Genomic DNA, 14,417 nt, shown 5'->3' with positions numbered 1-14,417 from the left:
TGTAGGAAGGTAATTCTGTGAACCAGATGTCAGAGTCGGCCCTAGATGCATGGAGCAACCGCCAGGCCCTTGCCGAAGCGATGATCCCGATGATCGGCCGGTTGTACCGAGAAAACAACGTGGTCACCTCCATCCACGGGCGTAGCCTGATTAACCAGTCCGTGGTGGGCATCCTCAAGGCACACCGTTTCGCCCGGCAGATCGATGACGCCGAACTTCCGCTGGAAGAAACCTTCCCGGTGGTCGAGGCGCTGAGCGAGCTGGAACTCGGCGCCGGCTCTGTTGACCTGGCCCGCCTGCTGGCGAAGTTCAAGAGCGAGGCTGCCGGCGCCGACCTGAAGGAGTTTGTCCGTGCTGAGCTGGCGGACATCGTCGGCAAGCACGGCGCGGACGAGCGCACCAGCACCGATGTGGTGCTCTACGGTTTCGGCCGGATCGGCCGCCTGCTGGCCCGCATCCTGGTGGGCCACGCGGGTGGCGGGCACGGACTGCGCCTGCGCGCCGTGGTGGTCCGCAAGGGCAGCGACGACGACCTGATCAAGCGCGCCAGCCTGCTACGCCGCGATTCGGTGCACGGCCCGTTCGACGGCACCATCTCCGTGGACGAAGAGAACAAGACCATTCAGGCGAATGGCACGCTGATCCAGTTCATCTACTCCAACGACCCGGCCTCGGTGGACTACACCCAGTACGGCATCAAGGATGCCATTGTGGTGGACAACACCGGCAAGTGGCGCGATGAAGCCGGGCTGTCCCAGCACCTGCAGTGCCCGGGCGTCTCGCGCGTGGTTCTGACCGCACCGGGCAAGGGCGGCCTGAAGAACATCGTGCACGGCGTAAACCACTCGGACATCACGGACGAAGACAAGATCGTTTCCGCGGCTTCCTGTACCACCAACGCCATTACGCCGGTGCTCAAGGCCCTCAACGACAAGTACGGCATTGCGCACGGCCACGTGGAGACGGTCCACTCCTACACGAACGACCAGAACCTGATCGACAACTTCCACAAGGGCACGCGGCGCGGCCGTTCGGCGGCGCTGAACATGGTGCTGACCGAAACCGGCGCCGCCAAGGCCGTGGCCAAGGCCCTGCCGGAGCTTGAAGGCAAGCTGACCGGCAACGCCATCCGCGTTCCCACTCCGGACGTGTCGATGGCCATCCTGAACCTGAACCTGGAGCAGGACGCCACCAAGGAAGACCTGAACGAGTACCTGCGCGGCATGTCGCTGAACTCGGATCTGCGCAAGCAGATCGACTACGTCAACTCGCCGGAAATCGTCTCCACCGACTTCGTCGGCTCGCGGCGCGCCGGCGTCGTGGACGGCCTGGCGACCATCGCCAACGGCAAGAACGCCGTGCTCTATGTCTGGTACGACAACGAGTTCGGCTACAGCTGCCAGGTGGTCCGCGTGCTGGAGGAGATCGCCGGGGTCAACCCGAAGATCTTCCCGGCCGTGATGGAGCAGGTGGCGGAAACCGTATAACCGGGCGTATCCAGCACTCACGACGGCGGAGGCCGGCGGCAGCGAATGCCGCCGGCCTCCGCTATGGCTTTAAGCCAGACTGCGTTCCTACAATGGCGGCATGGTAGAGATGACGCGATGGGAACGGGCGCAAGCCAACCACAAGGAGGCCCAGCGGCTGCTGAATGCGGCGCAGGATGCCTACGCCCGCGGCGATGTGCCGGAGAAGCGCGTGGGCGAGCTCAAACGGCTGCGCGACATTGCGCTGGAGGACTTGCACCGCTGCGAGAAGGACCACAGGTCCGGCCTTACCGACAGCTGACCTGCCGCGGCCTGCAGCCAGGCTCAGGGATCAGTGGCCGAATGGGTCCGGATCGACGCCGGGCAGCCAGGTGTTGCCGGGGACACCCCAGCCTTCTTTCCTGATGTTTTTGCGGGCCCGCTTGCTCCACCGGTCGTTGAGCCGGTCAATGTACAGCTTGCCGTCCAGATGGTCGTATTCGTGCTGCATCACGCGCGCGAACCAACCCGTTGCCTCGAAGTCCACCGGAGCGCCGTCCGCGTCGAAACCGCGGACCCGCGCCCACTCTGCCCGCTTCAATGGGTAGCTGTGGCCCGGTACGGACAAGCAGCCCTCGTTTTCCTCGTCGGGGTCCGGTTCCGCACCGGAGACCTTGCCGAGCACCAGCGTCGGGTTAACCAGCACGCCCCGGGCCGGGACGTCGTCGTCGTTGGCAAACTCGTAGGTGAAGATCCGCAGGCCAACGCCCACCTGAGGAGCAGCCAGGCCAACGCCGTGCGCTTCGTCCATCGTCTCGAACATGTCCGCTATTAGGGCCCGGAGTTCGTCGTCGAACTTTTCCACCTCGACGGCGCGGCGGTGCAGCACCGGTTCTCCGGTGACGGTGACGGGGCGGACGGTCATTTTTCTCCTTCACTCAGGATGAAGCTTCTGCGGCGGCCTCGACGGAGCTGTGCGCTAGCGGGACATGCAAAGAGCCGTCCCGACGTGCGGGACGGCTCTTTACCTTCCGGCTGCTGCCGGACCTTCGGGGTGAGTAACGGGGATTGAACCCGCGACCTCCTGGACCACAACCAGGCGCTCTGCCAGCTGAGCTATACCCACCATGTGCCCTCTTGTTCCTCCCGACGGGCCCCGCTCAAGCGGTTCCTGCCGGTCTCCAACCAGTAAGGCAACGCAGACCAGTTTACATGCTTTTCATCTGGCTTTTGCCACTTTAGACCATTCCCTGCGGGAAAGTGGTGCACCTAACAATCTAGTCCGCCGGGGTGGCACTGATCTCCGCTGCGATCTTCTTGGCGGTGGCGGAATCCGGGCCGGGGGAGGGCACGAAGACCGCTTGGCGGTAGTAGCGAAGTTCGTTGATGGAATCTTTGATGTCTCCCAGCGCGCGGTGTCCGCCGCTCTTGGCCGGGGACTGGAAATAGGCGCGCGTGAACCAGCGCCGGGACAGTTCCTTAATGGTGGAGACGTCGATGATCCGGTAGTGCAAGTGGTCGATGACGCGCGGCATGTCCCGGGCCAGGAACGTCCGGTCCGTACCGACTGAGTTGCCGGCCAGCTGTGCCTTGCGCGGCTCCGGCACCCACTGTGTGATGTATTCCATCACCTTGTCCTCGGCTTCCGCCATGGTCATGCCGTGCGGGAGTTCGTCCAGCAGTTTGGAGGTGGTGTGCATGGTGCGGACGAAGTCGTTCATCTGGGCCAGGGCCTCCGCGCTGGGCTTGATGACAACATCGACTCCCTCGCCCAAAACGTTGAGTTCCGAGTCGGTGACCAGCACGGCAACCTCGATGAGCGCATCCGCCTCGAGGTCCAGCCCGGTCATTTCGCAGTCGATCCAGACAATGTGTTCGTTAGAGATTGGCACCCGTCAAATGTATCGCGTCCAGGTCTTGCCTCGGGGGACCGGTTCGCAGGGGCGGGCGACTGGCCCGGTGCTAACATGCAGAAAGCACCATCAGCAGCTGCCTGCTGACGCTGCGTCCGCCTGACCGTTCTGAGGCGTGCGGACCCACCGCCGAGACGATGACCGCACCGGACCAGGTGTACCGACCCCGGAGTGATTGGACCGCCGAGACGATGACCGCGCAAAGACCTACGGCCGAGCCTTCCGTACCTCGGGACGGAAGCGACGTTAAGGAGCGGTCCACCCTGAGCATCGTCGAGGGTGCCGTCGGTTCCTTCATGATGTTCCTTGGCTCCCTGGGCGTCGGGTGGCTGGCCTCGGTCTCCGAACTGCGCCGCTGGCCGCTGCTGATCTTCCTGCGGGTGGAACTGGTCGGCGTTATCCTCTCGGTGGTCCTGCTGGCCCTGGGCGGCATGATCCTGGTCCGCGCGTGGCTGCGGCTGGGGCAACAGTTCACCGTCTGGGGTGCCGAGGCACGCCGGGCCACGCTGACCGCGATCGTCGCCTGGGGCGCACCGTTGGCGTTGAGCATCCCGCTGTTCAGCCGCGATGTTTACGCCTACATCGCCCAGGGCAAAGTCATGGTCAACAACCTCAATCCCTATGTGGATGGGTATGACCAGTTGCAGAATTACCTGCAGACCGGCGCCGACGATCTTTGGGCGCGCAGCCCAACTCCGTACGGCCCGATCTTCCTGTGGATGGAAGAGTTCATCGTCTGGCTCAGCGGCGGGCACCCGGAATACTCCATCGTGATGTTTCGGATCCTCGCCATCGCCGGCGCCGCGATGTGCGTCTATTACGGACCCAAACTCGCGGAACTGCACGGGATCAATCCGAACCGTGCGCTCTGGCTGGCCTGCGCGAACCCGCTGTTCCTGACCACCTTCATTGCCAGCATCCACAATGATGCCCTGATGCTCGGGTTGGCGCTGGCCGGACTCTACTACGCGGCGACCCGGCGGGTGTTGCTGGGCATCCTGCTGGTGACACTGTCCATAGGCATTAAGCCGATCACGCTGATCTTTTTGCCCTTTGTCGGGCTGCTGTGGGCGGGCAAGGGCGCTAGTTGGCCGCGCAAATTCGGCTACTGGGCGATGACCGCTGGCCTTTCGTTCGGAATGCTGGCGGTACTGGGCGTCATCAACGGTCTGGGCTTCGGCTGGGTCGGAGCGCTCAGCCAGCAAGGCGCCGGACTGATGATCTGGTACGCGCCGGTGGGCCTGCTGGGAATCGTCCTCGGGCTGATTTCCGGCGGACTGGGGTTCGACGGCGCTGCGGTGCAGTCCGCCGTCTACACGGCCGGGAAAGTCGTGGCAGTGCTGATAGTGCTCTACACCATGTTCCGCGGCAGCTACGACCGAATCGTCCGGCGGTTGGCGCTGGCACTGGCCGCAGTGGTGTTGCTCGGGCCGATGATCCAGCCGTGGTACATCGTCTGGCTGCTGCCGCTCTTCGCCGCCACCGGTATCCGAAATGACTGGCAGGTTCGCACGGTCTACGCGGTGACGTCGTTCCTCATGATCTACGCGATCACGGACCAGCTGGACATCTTCCCGTACATCGAGTTCGACCTCGACACAGCCCGCCTTTTGGCCTGCATTGTGGCGGTCGCCTTCGCCTTGTATCTGGTGTTCTTGGATCCGAAAACCCGCAAACTCTTCCGCAAGAAATACGCTGATGCAGACGACCAACGCCTCTTCTGAGGTGCTGAACTGCATGCGGCAGCTACCTAGGAGACCGTAGGCCCATGACCAACGACGCCGAACACATCATCGCCGCAGACTTTGACGTCACCGACTGGGTTCCGGAACCATACGAAGTCGAAGGGACCAACTCCGATCTGAGCCGCGTGCTCGTGACCAAGGTTTTTGACGGTTTAATCACAGGAACCAGCCGGGCCGAGTTGCTGATGGCTGGCAATGCAACCGGTGCCGGTTACGTCGCCTCCGAAGTCTTCACCGGAACTGTGGACGGCCGTGAAGGCACCATGGTGATCCAACACTGGGGCCTCGCCGAGGGCGAAGCCGCGGCCAGCGACGGCCACATCATCCCGGGTTCTGGCACGGGCGCCCTCGAAGGAATTGTGGGCAAAGCCATCTACGCCCAGGACGCAGCAGGGCAGCACAGCCTTGAACTGCGAGTGTTTTTCCGCGAGGACGAATCTACGGTTCGCAGTTGAATCAACTAAACTCGGTAGGTGCACCGCCGGCCCCTACGGAATGGCGACGCTGCCATCCACGCGTAAGTAAGGGAAACTACCTGGCATGAGCCTTGCCGAATATGCGAGCGAGAACCGCCTCCACCGAGTCGGCGCCCGGCCCTCCCTTTTCCGGTATCTTTCGGAAGCCTGGGCCCGGCGCGACTTTGCCATCGCGATGGCGAGGGGCAAGATTGAGGCCTCCAACCAGCGCAACCGGCTTGGCATGCTCTGGATCTTCATTAAACCCACGCTGAACGCGCTGATGTACGGTGCGATCTTCGGCATACTGCAAGGCGCCAACAGGCCTGAGAACTTCCCGATGTACGTGGTGATCGGTGTTTTCCTCTTCGAGTTCTTTGCCACCTCCATGAACAACGGCGCCAAGTCGATCACAGGAAATGGCGCCTTGGTGCAGTCGCTGGCCTTTCCTCGCATCACGTTGCCCGTCTCTACGGTGATCCAGAATCTGATGACGCTCGTTCCCATGCTCGCGGTGATGTTCATCTACATCCTGATCTTGGGCGCCCCGATCAGTGTGGAATGGCTGCTGATCATTCCGTTGGTTGCTATCTTCACGATCTTCAACTTGGGTGTAGCACTGATCGCCGCCAGACTGACCGTCCATGTCAGAGACCTGACCCAGCTACTCCCGCTCGTCACTCGGATCTTGTTCTACACCTCCGGCGTCCTGTTTGCCATCGACCGAATCCTGAAGCACCATCCCTGGGCTGTCAGGTTTTTCGACTTCCATCCATTGCATGAAATCCTCTCCATTGCCCGAGGGATCCTCATGCCGGGGATGGATTACGATCCGATTTACTGGCTCTACTTTTCCGTCTGGTCGGTGGTGGTCTTCCTAGCCGGAGTCCTGTTCTTTTGGGTAGCGGAGGAGCGTTATGGCCGAGTTGACTAAGACAGGAGAAGAGTTGACCGGCACAGATGCGGCAGCTGAGGGGCGCAAGCCCGTGGTTGTTGTCGACGACCTCCATGTGAAGTACCACGTCCACGCGGGCGGCAAGATGGTCAAAGGGGCCGGACGGTCGCTTCTTCAGCGTGGTGCCAGCAGGGTGCGTACGGTCCATGCCTTGAAGGGGATATCGTTCACTGCCTATGAGAATGAGTCCATCGGAGTGATCGGATCCAACGGATCAGGTAAGTCCACTCTGATGCGGACTCTGGTAGGCCTCACTCCGCCTGCACAGGGCGCTGTCTACGCAACGTCCCGCCCCAATCTGTTGGGCGTCGGTGCTGCCTTGATCCCTGACCTTTCGGGAGAAAAGAACATCCAGCTGGGCGGCCTGGCCCTCGGATTCTCAAAGCAGGAGATCAACGAACTCCGCGACAAAATTGTGGAGTTTGCCGAGCTGGAGGACTTCATCGATCTGCCGATGCGGACTTATTCATCCGGTATGCAGGCACGATTGAAGTTCGCCATTGCCGCTTCGAAACAACACGAGATCCTGATCGTCGACGAAGCCCTCGCCGTGGGAGATCAGCGCTTCCGCGAACGCAGCGAGGCCCGCATCCGCGAGATCCGCGAAAACGCCGGCACCGTATTTCTGGTGTCGCACTCCATGAAATCCATTCTGGATACCTGCAACCGCGTCCTTTGGATCAACAAGGGCGTACTGGAAATGGACGGCGAGCCCAAGGAAGTCGTGGCCGCCTACCGGGAGTCTAGAAAATAGTGGCTTCTGCTTCCGCCCTGCCTCCGTTGGAGGAGTGCCCCGCGGTGTCCTACGTCATGCCGGTCCTCAATGAGGAAGCGCATATCGAGGACGCGGTCCTCAGCATCCTCGGCCAGGAGTACGAGGGGACCAAAGAAGTCGTGCTCGCCTTGGGGCCCTCAACGGATGGCACGAATCGGATCGTCGCCGAACTTCAGGCGAGGGAGCCGCGGCTGCGCAGTGTCATCAGCCCGACCGGCCGGACACCAGCTGGACTTAACCTTGCTCTTCAGGCCTCGAGCCATCCGGTCATCGTCAGGGTGGATGCGCACACCGAACTGGAACCGCATTACACTGCCCGTGCTGTCGAAACGTTACGGCGCACCGGTGCCGCCGATGTCGGGGGCCTGATGGATGCACAGGGCAAGACCGCATTTCAGCGGGCCGTGGCCGCGGCGTATGTCTCCCCGCTGGGACTGGGCGGCGCCGCGTACCATAGCGGTGCGCCGGAAGGACCAGCTGAATCCGCTTATCTGGGTGTTTTCCGGCGTGAGGCCTTCGATGCAGTGGGGCTCTTCGAGGAGAGCCTGTGGCGTGGACAGGACTGGGACATGTGCCTTCGGCTGCGCCAGGCCGGCTACGACGTGTGGTTCGACCCGGAGCTTAAGGTGACGTATTGGCCGCGTGCCAGCTTCGGCAACCTTGTCCGCCAGTTCTACGCGGCCGGGATTTGGCGTGCCGAGCTGGCCAACCGGCACAAAGAGGGCAAGTCCGTCCGGCACTTCTTGCCGCCGCTGCTGGTCGCCGGCTTGGGCCTTGGCACGGCAGCTTCCGGGATCTTGGCTACCGGCTCGGCAACGAGATGGCCCGCAAGCCTACGGGCTCTGGCGGGTGCAGCAGCAGCCATCCCTGCCGTGTACGCGGCGGGCGTGGCCTACGCTTCCGCGAGCATGGCAGGCGATCTCGGCAAGCCCGAGCGCGTTCGGTTGCTGGCCGTGCTGCCTGGCATTCACATCAGCTGGGGGCTGGGCTACCTTCGCGGCCGGCTTTTCGGCGCCGCTGGCACGGTCGACACCAGCCGGAGGAAGTCATGACCGGCACCACCCGCCCGGCCCGTCCCACGCTTGAGCAGCTGCGCGCCGTGGCCCAGCCGCCGGAGGTGCGCAGCCGCAAGAACGCCGAGCACTGGACCGCCGAGCTGTACCTGCGGCACATCTCCATCTACCTGACCAGCGTGCTGGTGCGAACCCCGATCAGCGCCAACGGTGTGACGGGGCTGATGATCCTGTCCGGTTGGGCCATCTCCGCCTGCCTGCTCGTCCCAGGCGTCTGGGGCCCCCTGCTGGCAGTGTTCTTTTCCCAGCTTCAGCTGTACTTCGACTGCAGCGACGGGGAAGTGGCGCGTTGGCGCGGAACCCAAAGCCCCAAGGGCATCTTCCTGGACAAAATCGGCCACTACACCACTGAGGGCCTGATTCCCATCGCCCTGGGTTTGCGTTGCCTCGGGGACCTTGGCCTACTGGGCAGCGATCCTGGACGGGCGTACTTCCTGCTCTTCCTCGGTGCGGTGTTGGCGTTCCTGATCGTGCTGAACAAAGCCCAGAACGAAATGGTGCACGCTTCCCGGGCGCTGGCCGGATTGGACAAGCTGCCGGACACCGCCGCGGCCAAGGCAGTCCCGTCTGGGACGCTGGTCGGACGGCTGCGCCGGTTGGCCCGCTTCCTGCCCTTTCACCGGGTCCTGCATTCGGTGGAAATGAGCCTGCTGATTCTGGCCGCCTCGGTGGTTTCCCTGGTTGCCGGCGTGCCGGTGCTGGGGGAGCGCTGGCTGCTCTACGTGATGGTGCCGGCCGTGCTGCTGGTCAACGTCGGCCACTTCGTGGCCATTATGGCGTCACCAAGGCTGCGAAAGTGAGTGCCCCAATGCCGGACAAAAGTTCGACGGCGCACCGCGACTTCGCTGCGGTGCCAACCTTTGGTGTCGTCATCCTGACGCAGGGCACGCGGCCGGACGAGCTGCAGCGCGGCTTCGCCTCACTGCAATCTCAACGTGGTGTCAGCCTGGACGTGGTCGTCGTCGGCAACGGCTGGAAACCCGAAGGCGTGCCCACAGGCTTCAAGACCCTGCATCTGGAGGAGAACTTGGGTATTCCGGCCGGGCGCAACGCGGGCGTGCCCGAGGTGTCCGGGGAGTTCCTCTTCTTCCTCGACGATGACGCCTGGTTGCCGGACGATGACTTCCTGCTCTGCTGCGCGCGGTTGTTCAGCGACCGGCCCGATATCGGCATGGTCCAGCCCCGGATCGAGGACCCGGAGGATCTTGACGCGCCGCAGCGCTGGATCCCCAGGCTGCGGAAGGGCAGCGCTCATGCATCCAGCAACGTGTTTTCAGTCGTCGAGATGGCCATCGCCATGCGGCGCGACGTGTTCGATCGCACGGATGGCTGGCCGTCAACCTTCTGGTACGCCCACGAGGGGATCGAATTCGCTTGGCGGGTCTGGGACACCGGCTTCCGCACCTGGTATGCGGGGGACCTCCGCGCCGGGCACCCGGTGATTGACCCGCGCCGGCACGAAGAGTTCTTCCGCCTCAACGCGCGTAACCGGGTGTGGTTGGCGCGCCGCAACCTGCGCTGGCCGTTTAGTTGGGTCTATGTAGCATCCTGGACGGTGGTGCAGATCCTCCGCTCGAAGCGCGATCCCGCGCAACTGAAGCCCTGGTTCGCCGGTTGGCGCGCAGGCTGGCAGCAAGACCCTTGGGGGCCAGGGGAGAGCAGGCACAAGCTGAAGTGGTCCACCATCGTCCGGATGGGCGTGTCGGGCCGCTGGCCTGTGCTCTAGCGGTAGTGCCAGCGCTATAGCTAGTCCTGCCCTAAGATGGCATGCAGGCAAAACTGAGGCATATGGAAGAGACGGGAAACACTGGTGGGTAAAACGGTTCTTACCTATGGAACATTCGACTTGTTCCATATTGGTCATTTGAACATCCTCAAGCGGCTGAGCGATTTGGGGGACCGCCTGATCGTTGGTGTGTCCACGGATGAGTTCAATGCAGTCAAGGGCAAGAAACCTGTGGTCCCGTTCGAGCAGCGGATCGAGATCGTGCGCGCCCTCAGATGCGTGGACATGGCCATCCCGGAGCAAAACTGGGAACAAAAGCGTGAGGACATCGAAAAGTACAACGCGGACGTATTCGGCATCGGCGAGGACTGGAAAGGCAAATTTGACGACCTTGAAGACAGGGTAGAGGTCGTCTATCTGCCGCGCACCAGCGGCATCTCTACCACCGAGATGAAGCGCGTCCTGAGCGCCTTCGACGAACGTCACGTCGAAGAGCTTAAGCGCACGCTGGACAGCATCAGCCAGATCGTCAAAGAGCTCAGTTAGGCATGGCCAGTAATACGAGCGAGGCGACGGTTGGCTTCGCCACCGCCCTCAAGACACTCAAAAGCGACACGAAGAGCTTGGGTTCCAATCTCGTCCTTGGCATTCTGGCCGTTGGCGGCTGCGCCTTGGTTCTCGCATCGTCGACTATTCCTCTAGCGTTACTTGGGACAGCAGTTGCCGGATTGGCCTACTCGACCATTCTCTGGCTGAAGCGTGGTTCGCTTCGGCGCGTGGACCGAGGAAGGCTCCTGGCCACCTACGTTTCGTTGCGCGTCGTCCTGGCAGTCACCGCGGCCGGTTTTTATGCCCGTATGGTGCCCGAAGGTGCCGCGTGGAGCTGGGCTGCGCTCGGCCTGACCATCGTCGTCGTACTGCAGGAGCCTGTACTGAAGCGCATTCTGGGCGGAAAGCGGCAGCAGACGGCGAATTTGCCGGGCGCCGCAGTCGCGCCTCGACGGCCCTTCGCGGCTGGTAACCTCACCCGTAACACATTGGCGATCATCGGGCTGGCCGTGGTGCTGGCCGCGTTCCGAGTTCCAGGTTGGATCCTGTTCATCCTGGCGCTGGCGCAGTTGGTTCCTGTATATCGGGTGCTGAAATTCGCCTTCGTCTCGTTGGCCGTGAGCAAGCGAAACTTTGACCGGCTGCCAGACCTCCTGAAAGGCCACAAGCCGGAATTCGCCGTCTACTATGCCGCACTCAAAGGTGCCGAGTACCAGCTGGGCATGTGGCTTCCCTACTTAGAACGTTTGGACCGTCCGTTCGTCGTCATCACCAAGAACCCGGCCACGGTGCCGGTCATCGCACGCCTCACCAGCGCGCCGGTTGTCAACGTGATGGAAGGCGCCGTCGGTGCGCTGGACCGTTTGGTCGTTCCCACACTTCGGGCCGCCTACTACGTCCAGGGGAGCCCCGGCAACGCCGCCTTCCAGCGCTATCGCAAGCTAACCCACATTTGGCTTAACCACGGCGACTCGGACAAGGAAGCCAATTTCCACCCACGGCATGCAACGTATGACAAGCTCTTCGTCTGCGGGGAGCAGGGCGTAGCCCGCTACGCGGCCCACGGCATCGATATTCCGCGGGAGAAGTTCGAATTGGTTGGGCGGCCGCAAGTTGAAAACATCGAATTCCGAGAAAACGCGACCACTCCTGCTTCCCCGACGGTGCTTTATGCTCCCACGTGGCAGGGCGGCCGTCCCAGCACCAGCTACTCGTCCCTGCCTATCGGACCCGACATCGTCAAGGCTCTTCTGGCACGGGGCGCGACGGTGGTCTTCCGGCCACATCCGCTGAGCTACGGAATTCCGGCTGACAAGAAGCAGGTGCTAAAGATCCACGATCTGCTGCGGAAGGATGCCGGAGCTTCCGGGCGCAGGCACGTCTTCGGTCGCGCCGCCGAGAAGGACCTCGACGTGGCGGGTTGCTTCAACCTCTCCGATGCCTTGGTCACCGATGTCTCAAGCATCGCTTCTGAGTATCTGGCCTCGGGCAAGCCGTTCGCGATGGCAGCCATCACCTCCGGCGGTGAGGCGTTCCTGCGGGAGTTCCCGACCGCGCAGGTCGCCTATGTGATCGAGAAAGACCTTTCGACGCTGTCATTGGCTTTGGACGACATGCTCGGTGCCGACCCCTTAGCAGCCCAACGCGCAGAGCGCCGCCGATACTGCTTGGGCGACGTTATCGGTCCGCAGGCGGCGGATCCCTTCTTCGAGGCATCCTTGGCCATTATTGATGGCGTACCGGCCGCCCAATCTTCCGTGTCATAAGGCGCAGCTGCGCGGTCAGGGGTTCTCTTTCGAGAGTTCGCACACTATGATCACGCTGCGCGCGGTTAAAGGTTAATCCATCCCAAACGGTTCCTGGTCCTTGCGCTCCATCGTTCCTCTGGTCAAGCAAGGAAGCATTGTGGCACGACGAATTCTGGCCCTTCTCATCGCACTTTTCTTGACCGGGGGTGCGGTCCAACTGGTGATGCCTGCCGCCCAGGCCGCGGCGCCAACCAAGCCCACGGGGGTGACCGTAACGCAGGTCAACTATGAGAGCTTCGTCTTCCGTTGGAAACCGGTAGCCGGTGCCACCAGCTACACCGGGAAACTGGCGACCAATTCAAAGTTCACCAAGGGCGTCGAGCAGTTCAAGACCAGCAAGACCACCCGCAAGCCAGTCAGCCTGAAGAACTGCACTACTTACTACTTCAAGGTCAGGGCGAACAAGGGCTCGGCATCAAGCAGTTATTCGTCTCCAAAGAAGGTGACTCTGAACTGTTTCTGGCCTCGCGAGTTCTCCACTATCAAGGTTGCGCCCAAGTCCGGATCAAGCATCGCCCTCAGCTGGAAGCGGCCACAGTTCGCCACTCGGTTTGAAATCTGGCGGTCAACCGCCCGGGACTTCAGCGCCGACCTGGTCAAGGTGAAGACCAGCAAAGACTGGTACCTGGACACGGACCTGAAGGCTGCCAAACCGGGCAAGAGCTACTACTACCGGATTTTGGCTTTCAACAAGTCCAACACCAAGAACGTGCGGTACTCGCCGAAGCTTGAGGCTAATTTGAAAGCGTCCGTGCCCCAAGGGCTGAAGGTGGTCAAGACCTCGCCGAACGGGGCTACGCTGAGTTGGAACACCGCGTGGAACGCCCGCCAGTATGAAGTCAGGGCTGCCGCTGACGCTGGCTTCACCAGCAATGTGAGGACCCTGAAGACCACTGATGGCCGCAACCAGTTGACCTTCAACACTCTGGCGTCCGGAAAGAAGTACTACTTCCAGGTCCGGGCCATCAACGGCCTGAAGGAAAACATCGCCCGCAGCACCTACAGCGGGACAGTCTCCGGGACCACGCTCAGGGCAGGTGTTCCCCTGACCGTGATGTCGTTCAACGTCAAGTCGGCCAAGTATGACGACGGCGTGTGCAGCCGCCGCTGGAACACCCGCAAGCCGGCCATCGCGTACACGATCGGCAGCAGCGGTGCGGATGTTGTGGGTGTGCAGGAAGCCTACGCCTCCGATGATTATCCCGGCGGGGATGGGGTCACGCCCCAATGGGAGGACCTTCGTCGGACCCTGGCCCCGAAAGGCTACCAGCGCGCGTTGACCGGAACTGACGGCGTCTACTCTTACAGCCAATGCAAAAAGGACGGATGCTGGAAAGACGAATACAAGCTCGACGGCAACCACATATTCTACAAGACAGCTACGGTGAGGCCCATCGGCCAGGGCGGCAGCATTGTCCTGTCCAACCCGGACGGCCGGGGGAGCGGTTACACCGCCTCGTGGCAGGTCTTCGAAAAGCGCGACGGAAGCGGTGTCCGCTTCGCCGCCGTGGATACACACCTTTACTCATCAGGCATTACCAAGCGGGGCGTGTACGAGGACCGGCGGACCGCCCAAGTCAAAGCAATTCTCAGCGCACTGAAGGATAATCAGGAGTTGGCAGGACTGCCCGTAGTGCTGCTCGGTGACCTGAACTCGCACGGAGACCACAAGCCAGTCACTACATTTCTCGCCGGAGGGTTTGCGGACACCGCCGGACTGGACGTCCCGCAAACCAAGGCCAACTTCAACAGCAGCCACGGGTTCCAGAACCCCCCGCCGAGCACCTTCGGCACCCAGATCGACTACGTCTTGGTCTCCAACGACGTCGCTGTGAAGAAGTGGGAGTTGGTCGCCAACATCGATGCGAAGACAGGCAAGTTTGTAGGAACGATCCCATCCGATCACCATGCAATCAAAGCGGTTGTGACCCTGCCCCGGTAGAGATCGGGGC

14 protein-coding genes and 1 tRNA gene are annotated in these 14,417 nt (G+C 62.2%); 12 read left to right on the top strand and 3 right to left on the bottom strand.

The annotated features are described in order from the left end of the window. Nucleotides 1-26 precede the first annotated feature (26 nt). Both AC5RWX_RS07290 and AC5RWX_RS07285 read left to right on the top strand, forming a co-directional pair. Nucleotides 27-1,487 carry a glyceraldehyde-3-phosphate dehydrogenase gene (locus tag AC5RWX_RS07290; RefSeq protein ID WP_494077291.1) on the top strand — a complete coding sequence of 487 codons (1,461 nt, stop codon included), beginning with the start codon at nt 27-29 and terminating at the stop codon, nt 1,485-1,487. Between the two features lie 100 nt (nt 1,488-1,587). Further along, nucleotides 1,588-1,788: a hypothetical protein gene (locus AC5RWX_RS07285; protein WP_493941982.1), complete on the top strand. Its 201-nt coding sequence runs from the start codon at nt 1,588-1,590 to the stop codon at nt 1,786-1,788. 30 nt (nt 1,789-1,818) lie between these two features. Here the strand turns inward: AC5RWX_RS07285 and def are convergent, their stop codons facing one another. From def to orn, 3 genes are all read right to left on the bottom strand, one after another. Next, nucleotides 1,819-2,391: a peptide deformylase gene (gene def / locus AC5RWX_RS07280; protein ID WP_494076955.1), complete on the bottom strand. Its 573-nt coding sequence runs from the start codon at nt 2,389-2,391 to the stop codon at nt 1,819-1,821. A gap of 128 nt (nt 2,392-2,519) precedes the next feature. Then, nucleotides 2,520-2,592, bottom strand: a tRNA-His gene (locus AC5RWX_RS07275). A gap of 151 nt (nt 2,593-2,743) precedes the next feature. Then, nucleotides 2,744-3,358: an oligoribonuclease gene (gene orn / locus AC5RWX_RS07270; RefSeq protein WP_494097151.1), complete on the bottom strand. Its 615-nt coding sequence runs from the start codon at nt 3,356-3,358 to the stop codon at nt 2,744-2,746. A 212-nt stretch (nt 3,359-3,570) separates the two neighbouring features. Between orn and mptB the strand changes: the two genes are divergently transcribed. The 10 genes from mptB to AC5RWX_RS07220 all read left to right on the top strand — a co-directional run bounded on the left by mptB (nt 3,571) and on the right by AC5RWX_RS07220 (nt 14,407). Further along, complete coding sequence (gene mptB, locus AC5RWX_RS07265) at nt 3,571-5,103, top strand: polyprenol phosphomannose-dependent alpha 1,6 mannosyltransferase MptB (RefSeq protein WP_494097150.1); 1,533 nt, start codon at nt 3,571-3,573, stop codon at nt 5,101-5,103. A gap of 44 nt (nt 5,104-5,147) precedes the next feature. Then, nucleotides 5,148-5,579, top strand: coding sequence for a DUF3224 domain-containing protein (locus AC5RWX_RS07260; RefSeq protein WP_494097149.1), 432 nt, complete (start codon nt 5,148-5,150; stop codon nt 5,577-5,579). Nucleotides 5,580-5,664: 85 nt separating this feature from the next. After that, nucleotides 5,665-6,513: an ABC transporter permease gene (locus AC5RWX_RS07255; RefSeq protein ID WP_494076951.1), complete on the top strand. Its 849-nt coding sequence runs from the start codon at nt 5,665-5,667 to the stop codon at nt 6,511-6,513. Beyond that, nucleotides 6,497-7,288: an ABC transporter ATP-binding protein gene (locus tag AC5RWX_RS07250; protein WP_494097148.1), complete on the top strand. Its 792-nt coding sequence runs from the start codon at nt 6,497-6,499 to the stop codon at nt 7,286-7,288. The genes AC5RWX_RS07255 and AC5RWX_RS07250 overlap by 17 nt, the downstream gene beginning before the upstream one ends. Nucleotides 7,289-7,332: 44 nt before the next feature. After that, nucleotides 7,333-8,361 carry a glycosyltransferase family 2 protein gene (locus AC5RWX_RS07245; protein WP_494097147.1) on the top strand — a complete coding sequence of 343 codons (1,029 nt, stop codon included), beginning with the start codon at nt 7,333-7,335 and terminating at the stop codon, nt 8,359-8,361. Continuing rightward, a complete protein-coding gene (locus AC5RWX_RS07240) occupies nt 8,358-9,182 on the top strand; it encodes a CDP-alcohol phosphatidyltransferase family protein (RefSeq protein ID WP_494097146.1) in 825 nt (274 codons plus the stop codon). The genes AC5RWX_RS07245 and AC5RWX_RS07240 overlap by 4 nt, the downstream gene beginning before the upstream one ends. 8 nt (nt 9,183-9,190) lie before the next feature. Next, nucleotides 9,191-10,108: a glycosyltransferase family 2 protein gene (locus AC5RWX_RS07235; protein WP_494097145.1), complete on the top strand. Its 918-nt coding sequence runs from the start codon at nt 9,191-9,193 to the stop codon at nt 10,106-10,108. An 84-nt stretch (nt 10,109-10,192) separates the two neighbouring features. Continuing rightward, on the top strand, nt 10,193-10,654 hold the full coding sequence (locus AC5RWX_RS07230; protein ID WP_494076946.1) for an FAD synthase family protein: 462 nt from the start codon (nt 10,193-10,195) through the stop codon (nt 10,652-10,654). Nucleotides 10,655-10,656: 2 nt separating this feature from the next. Then, nucleotides 10,657-12,423 carry a CDP-glycerol glycerophosphotransferase family protein gene (locus AC5RWX_RS07225; RefSeq protein ID WP_494097144.1) on the top strand — a complete coding sequence of 589 codons (1,767 nt, stop codon included), beginning with the start codon at nt 10,657-10,659 and terminating at the stop codon, nt 12,421-12,423. Nucleotides 12,424-12,562: 139 nt separating this feature from the next. After that, nucleotides 12,563-14,407 carry a fibronectin type III domain-containing protein gene (locus tag AC5RWX_RS07220; RefSeq protein WP_494097143.1) on the top strand — a complete coding sequence of 615 codons (1,845 nt, stop codon included), beginning with the start codon at nt 12,563-12,565 and terminating at the stop codon, nt 14,405-14,407. The last annotated feature ends 10 nt before the right edge of the window (nt 14,408-14,417 follow it).

The sequence above is a fragment of the Arthrobacter sp. SPT-J7 genome (genome assembly GCF_059089965.1).
Note: the sequence above shows the minus strand (reverse complement) of the source record. Positions and strands in the feature narration are given on the sequence as shown.

Coding starts and splice junctions, on each gene's coding strand:
- AC5RWX_RS07290 (WP_494077291.1), top strand. CDS start 27: ATGTCAGAGTCGGCCCTAGATGCATGGAGCAACCGCCAGGCCCTTGCC.
- AC5RWX_RS07260 (WP_494097149.1), top strand. CDS start 5,148: ATGACCAACGACGCCGAACACATCATCGCCGCAGACTTTGACGTCACC.
- def (WP_494076955.1), bottom strand. CDS start 2,391: ATGACCGTCCGCCCCGTCACCGTCACCGGAGAACCGGTGCTGCACCGC.
- AC5RWX_RS07235 (WP_494097145.1), top strand. CDS start 9,191: ATGCCGGACAAAAGTTCGACGGCGCACCGCGACTTCGCTGCGGTGCCA.
- AC5RWX_RS07255 (WP_494076951.1), top strand. CDS start 5,665: ATGAGCCTTGCCGAATATGCGAGCGAGAACCGCCTCCACCGAGTCGGC.
- AC5RWX_RS07250 (WP_494097148.1), top strand. CDS start 6,497: ATGGCCGAGTTGACTAAGACAGGAGAAGAGTTGACCGGCACAGATGCG.
- AC5RWX_RS07285 (WP_493941982.1), top strand. CDS start 1,588: ATGGTAGAGATGACGCGATGGGAACGGGCGCAAGCCAACCACAAGGAG.
- mptB (WP_494097150.1), top strand. CDS start 3,571: ATGACCGCGCAAAGACCTACGGCCGAGCCTTCCGTACCTCGGGACGGA.
- AC5RWX_RS07225 (WP_494097144.1), top strand. CDS start 10,657: ATGGCCAGTAATACGAGCGAGGCGACGGTTGGCTTCGCCACCGCCCTC.
- AC5RWX_RS07240 (WP_494097146.1), top strand. CDS start 8,358: ATGACCGGCACCACCCGCCCGGCCCGTCCCACGCTTGAGCAGCTGCGC.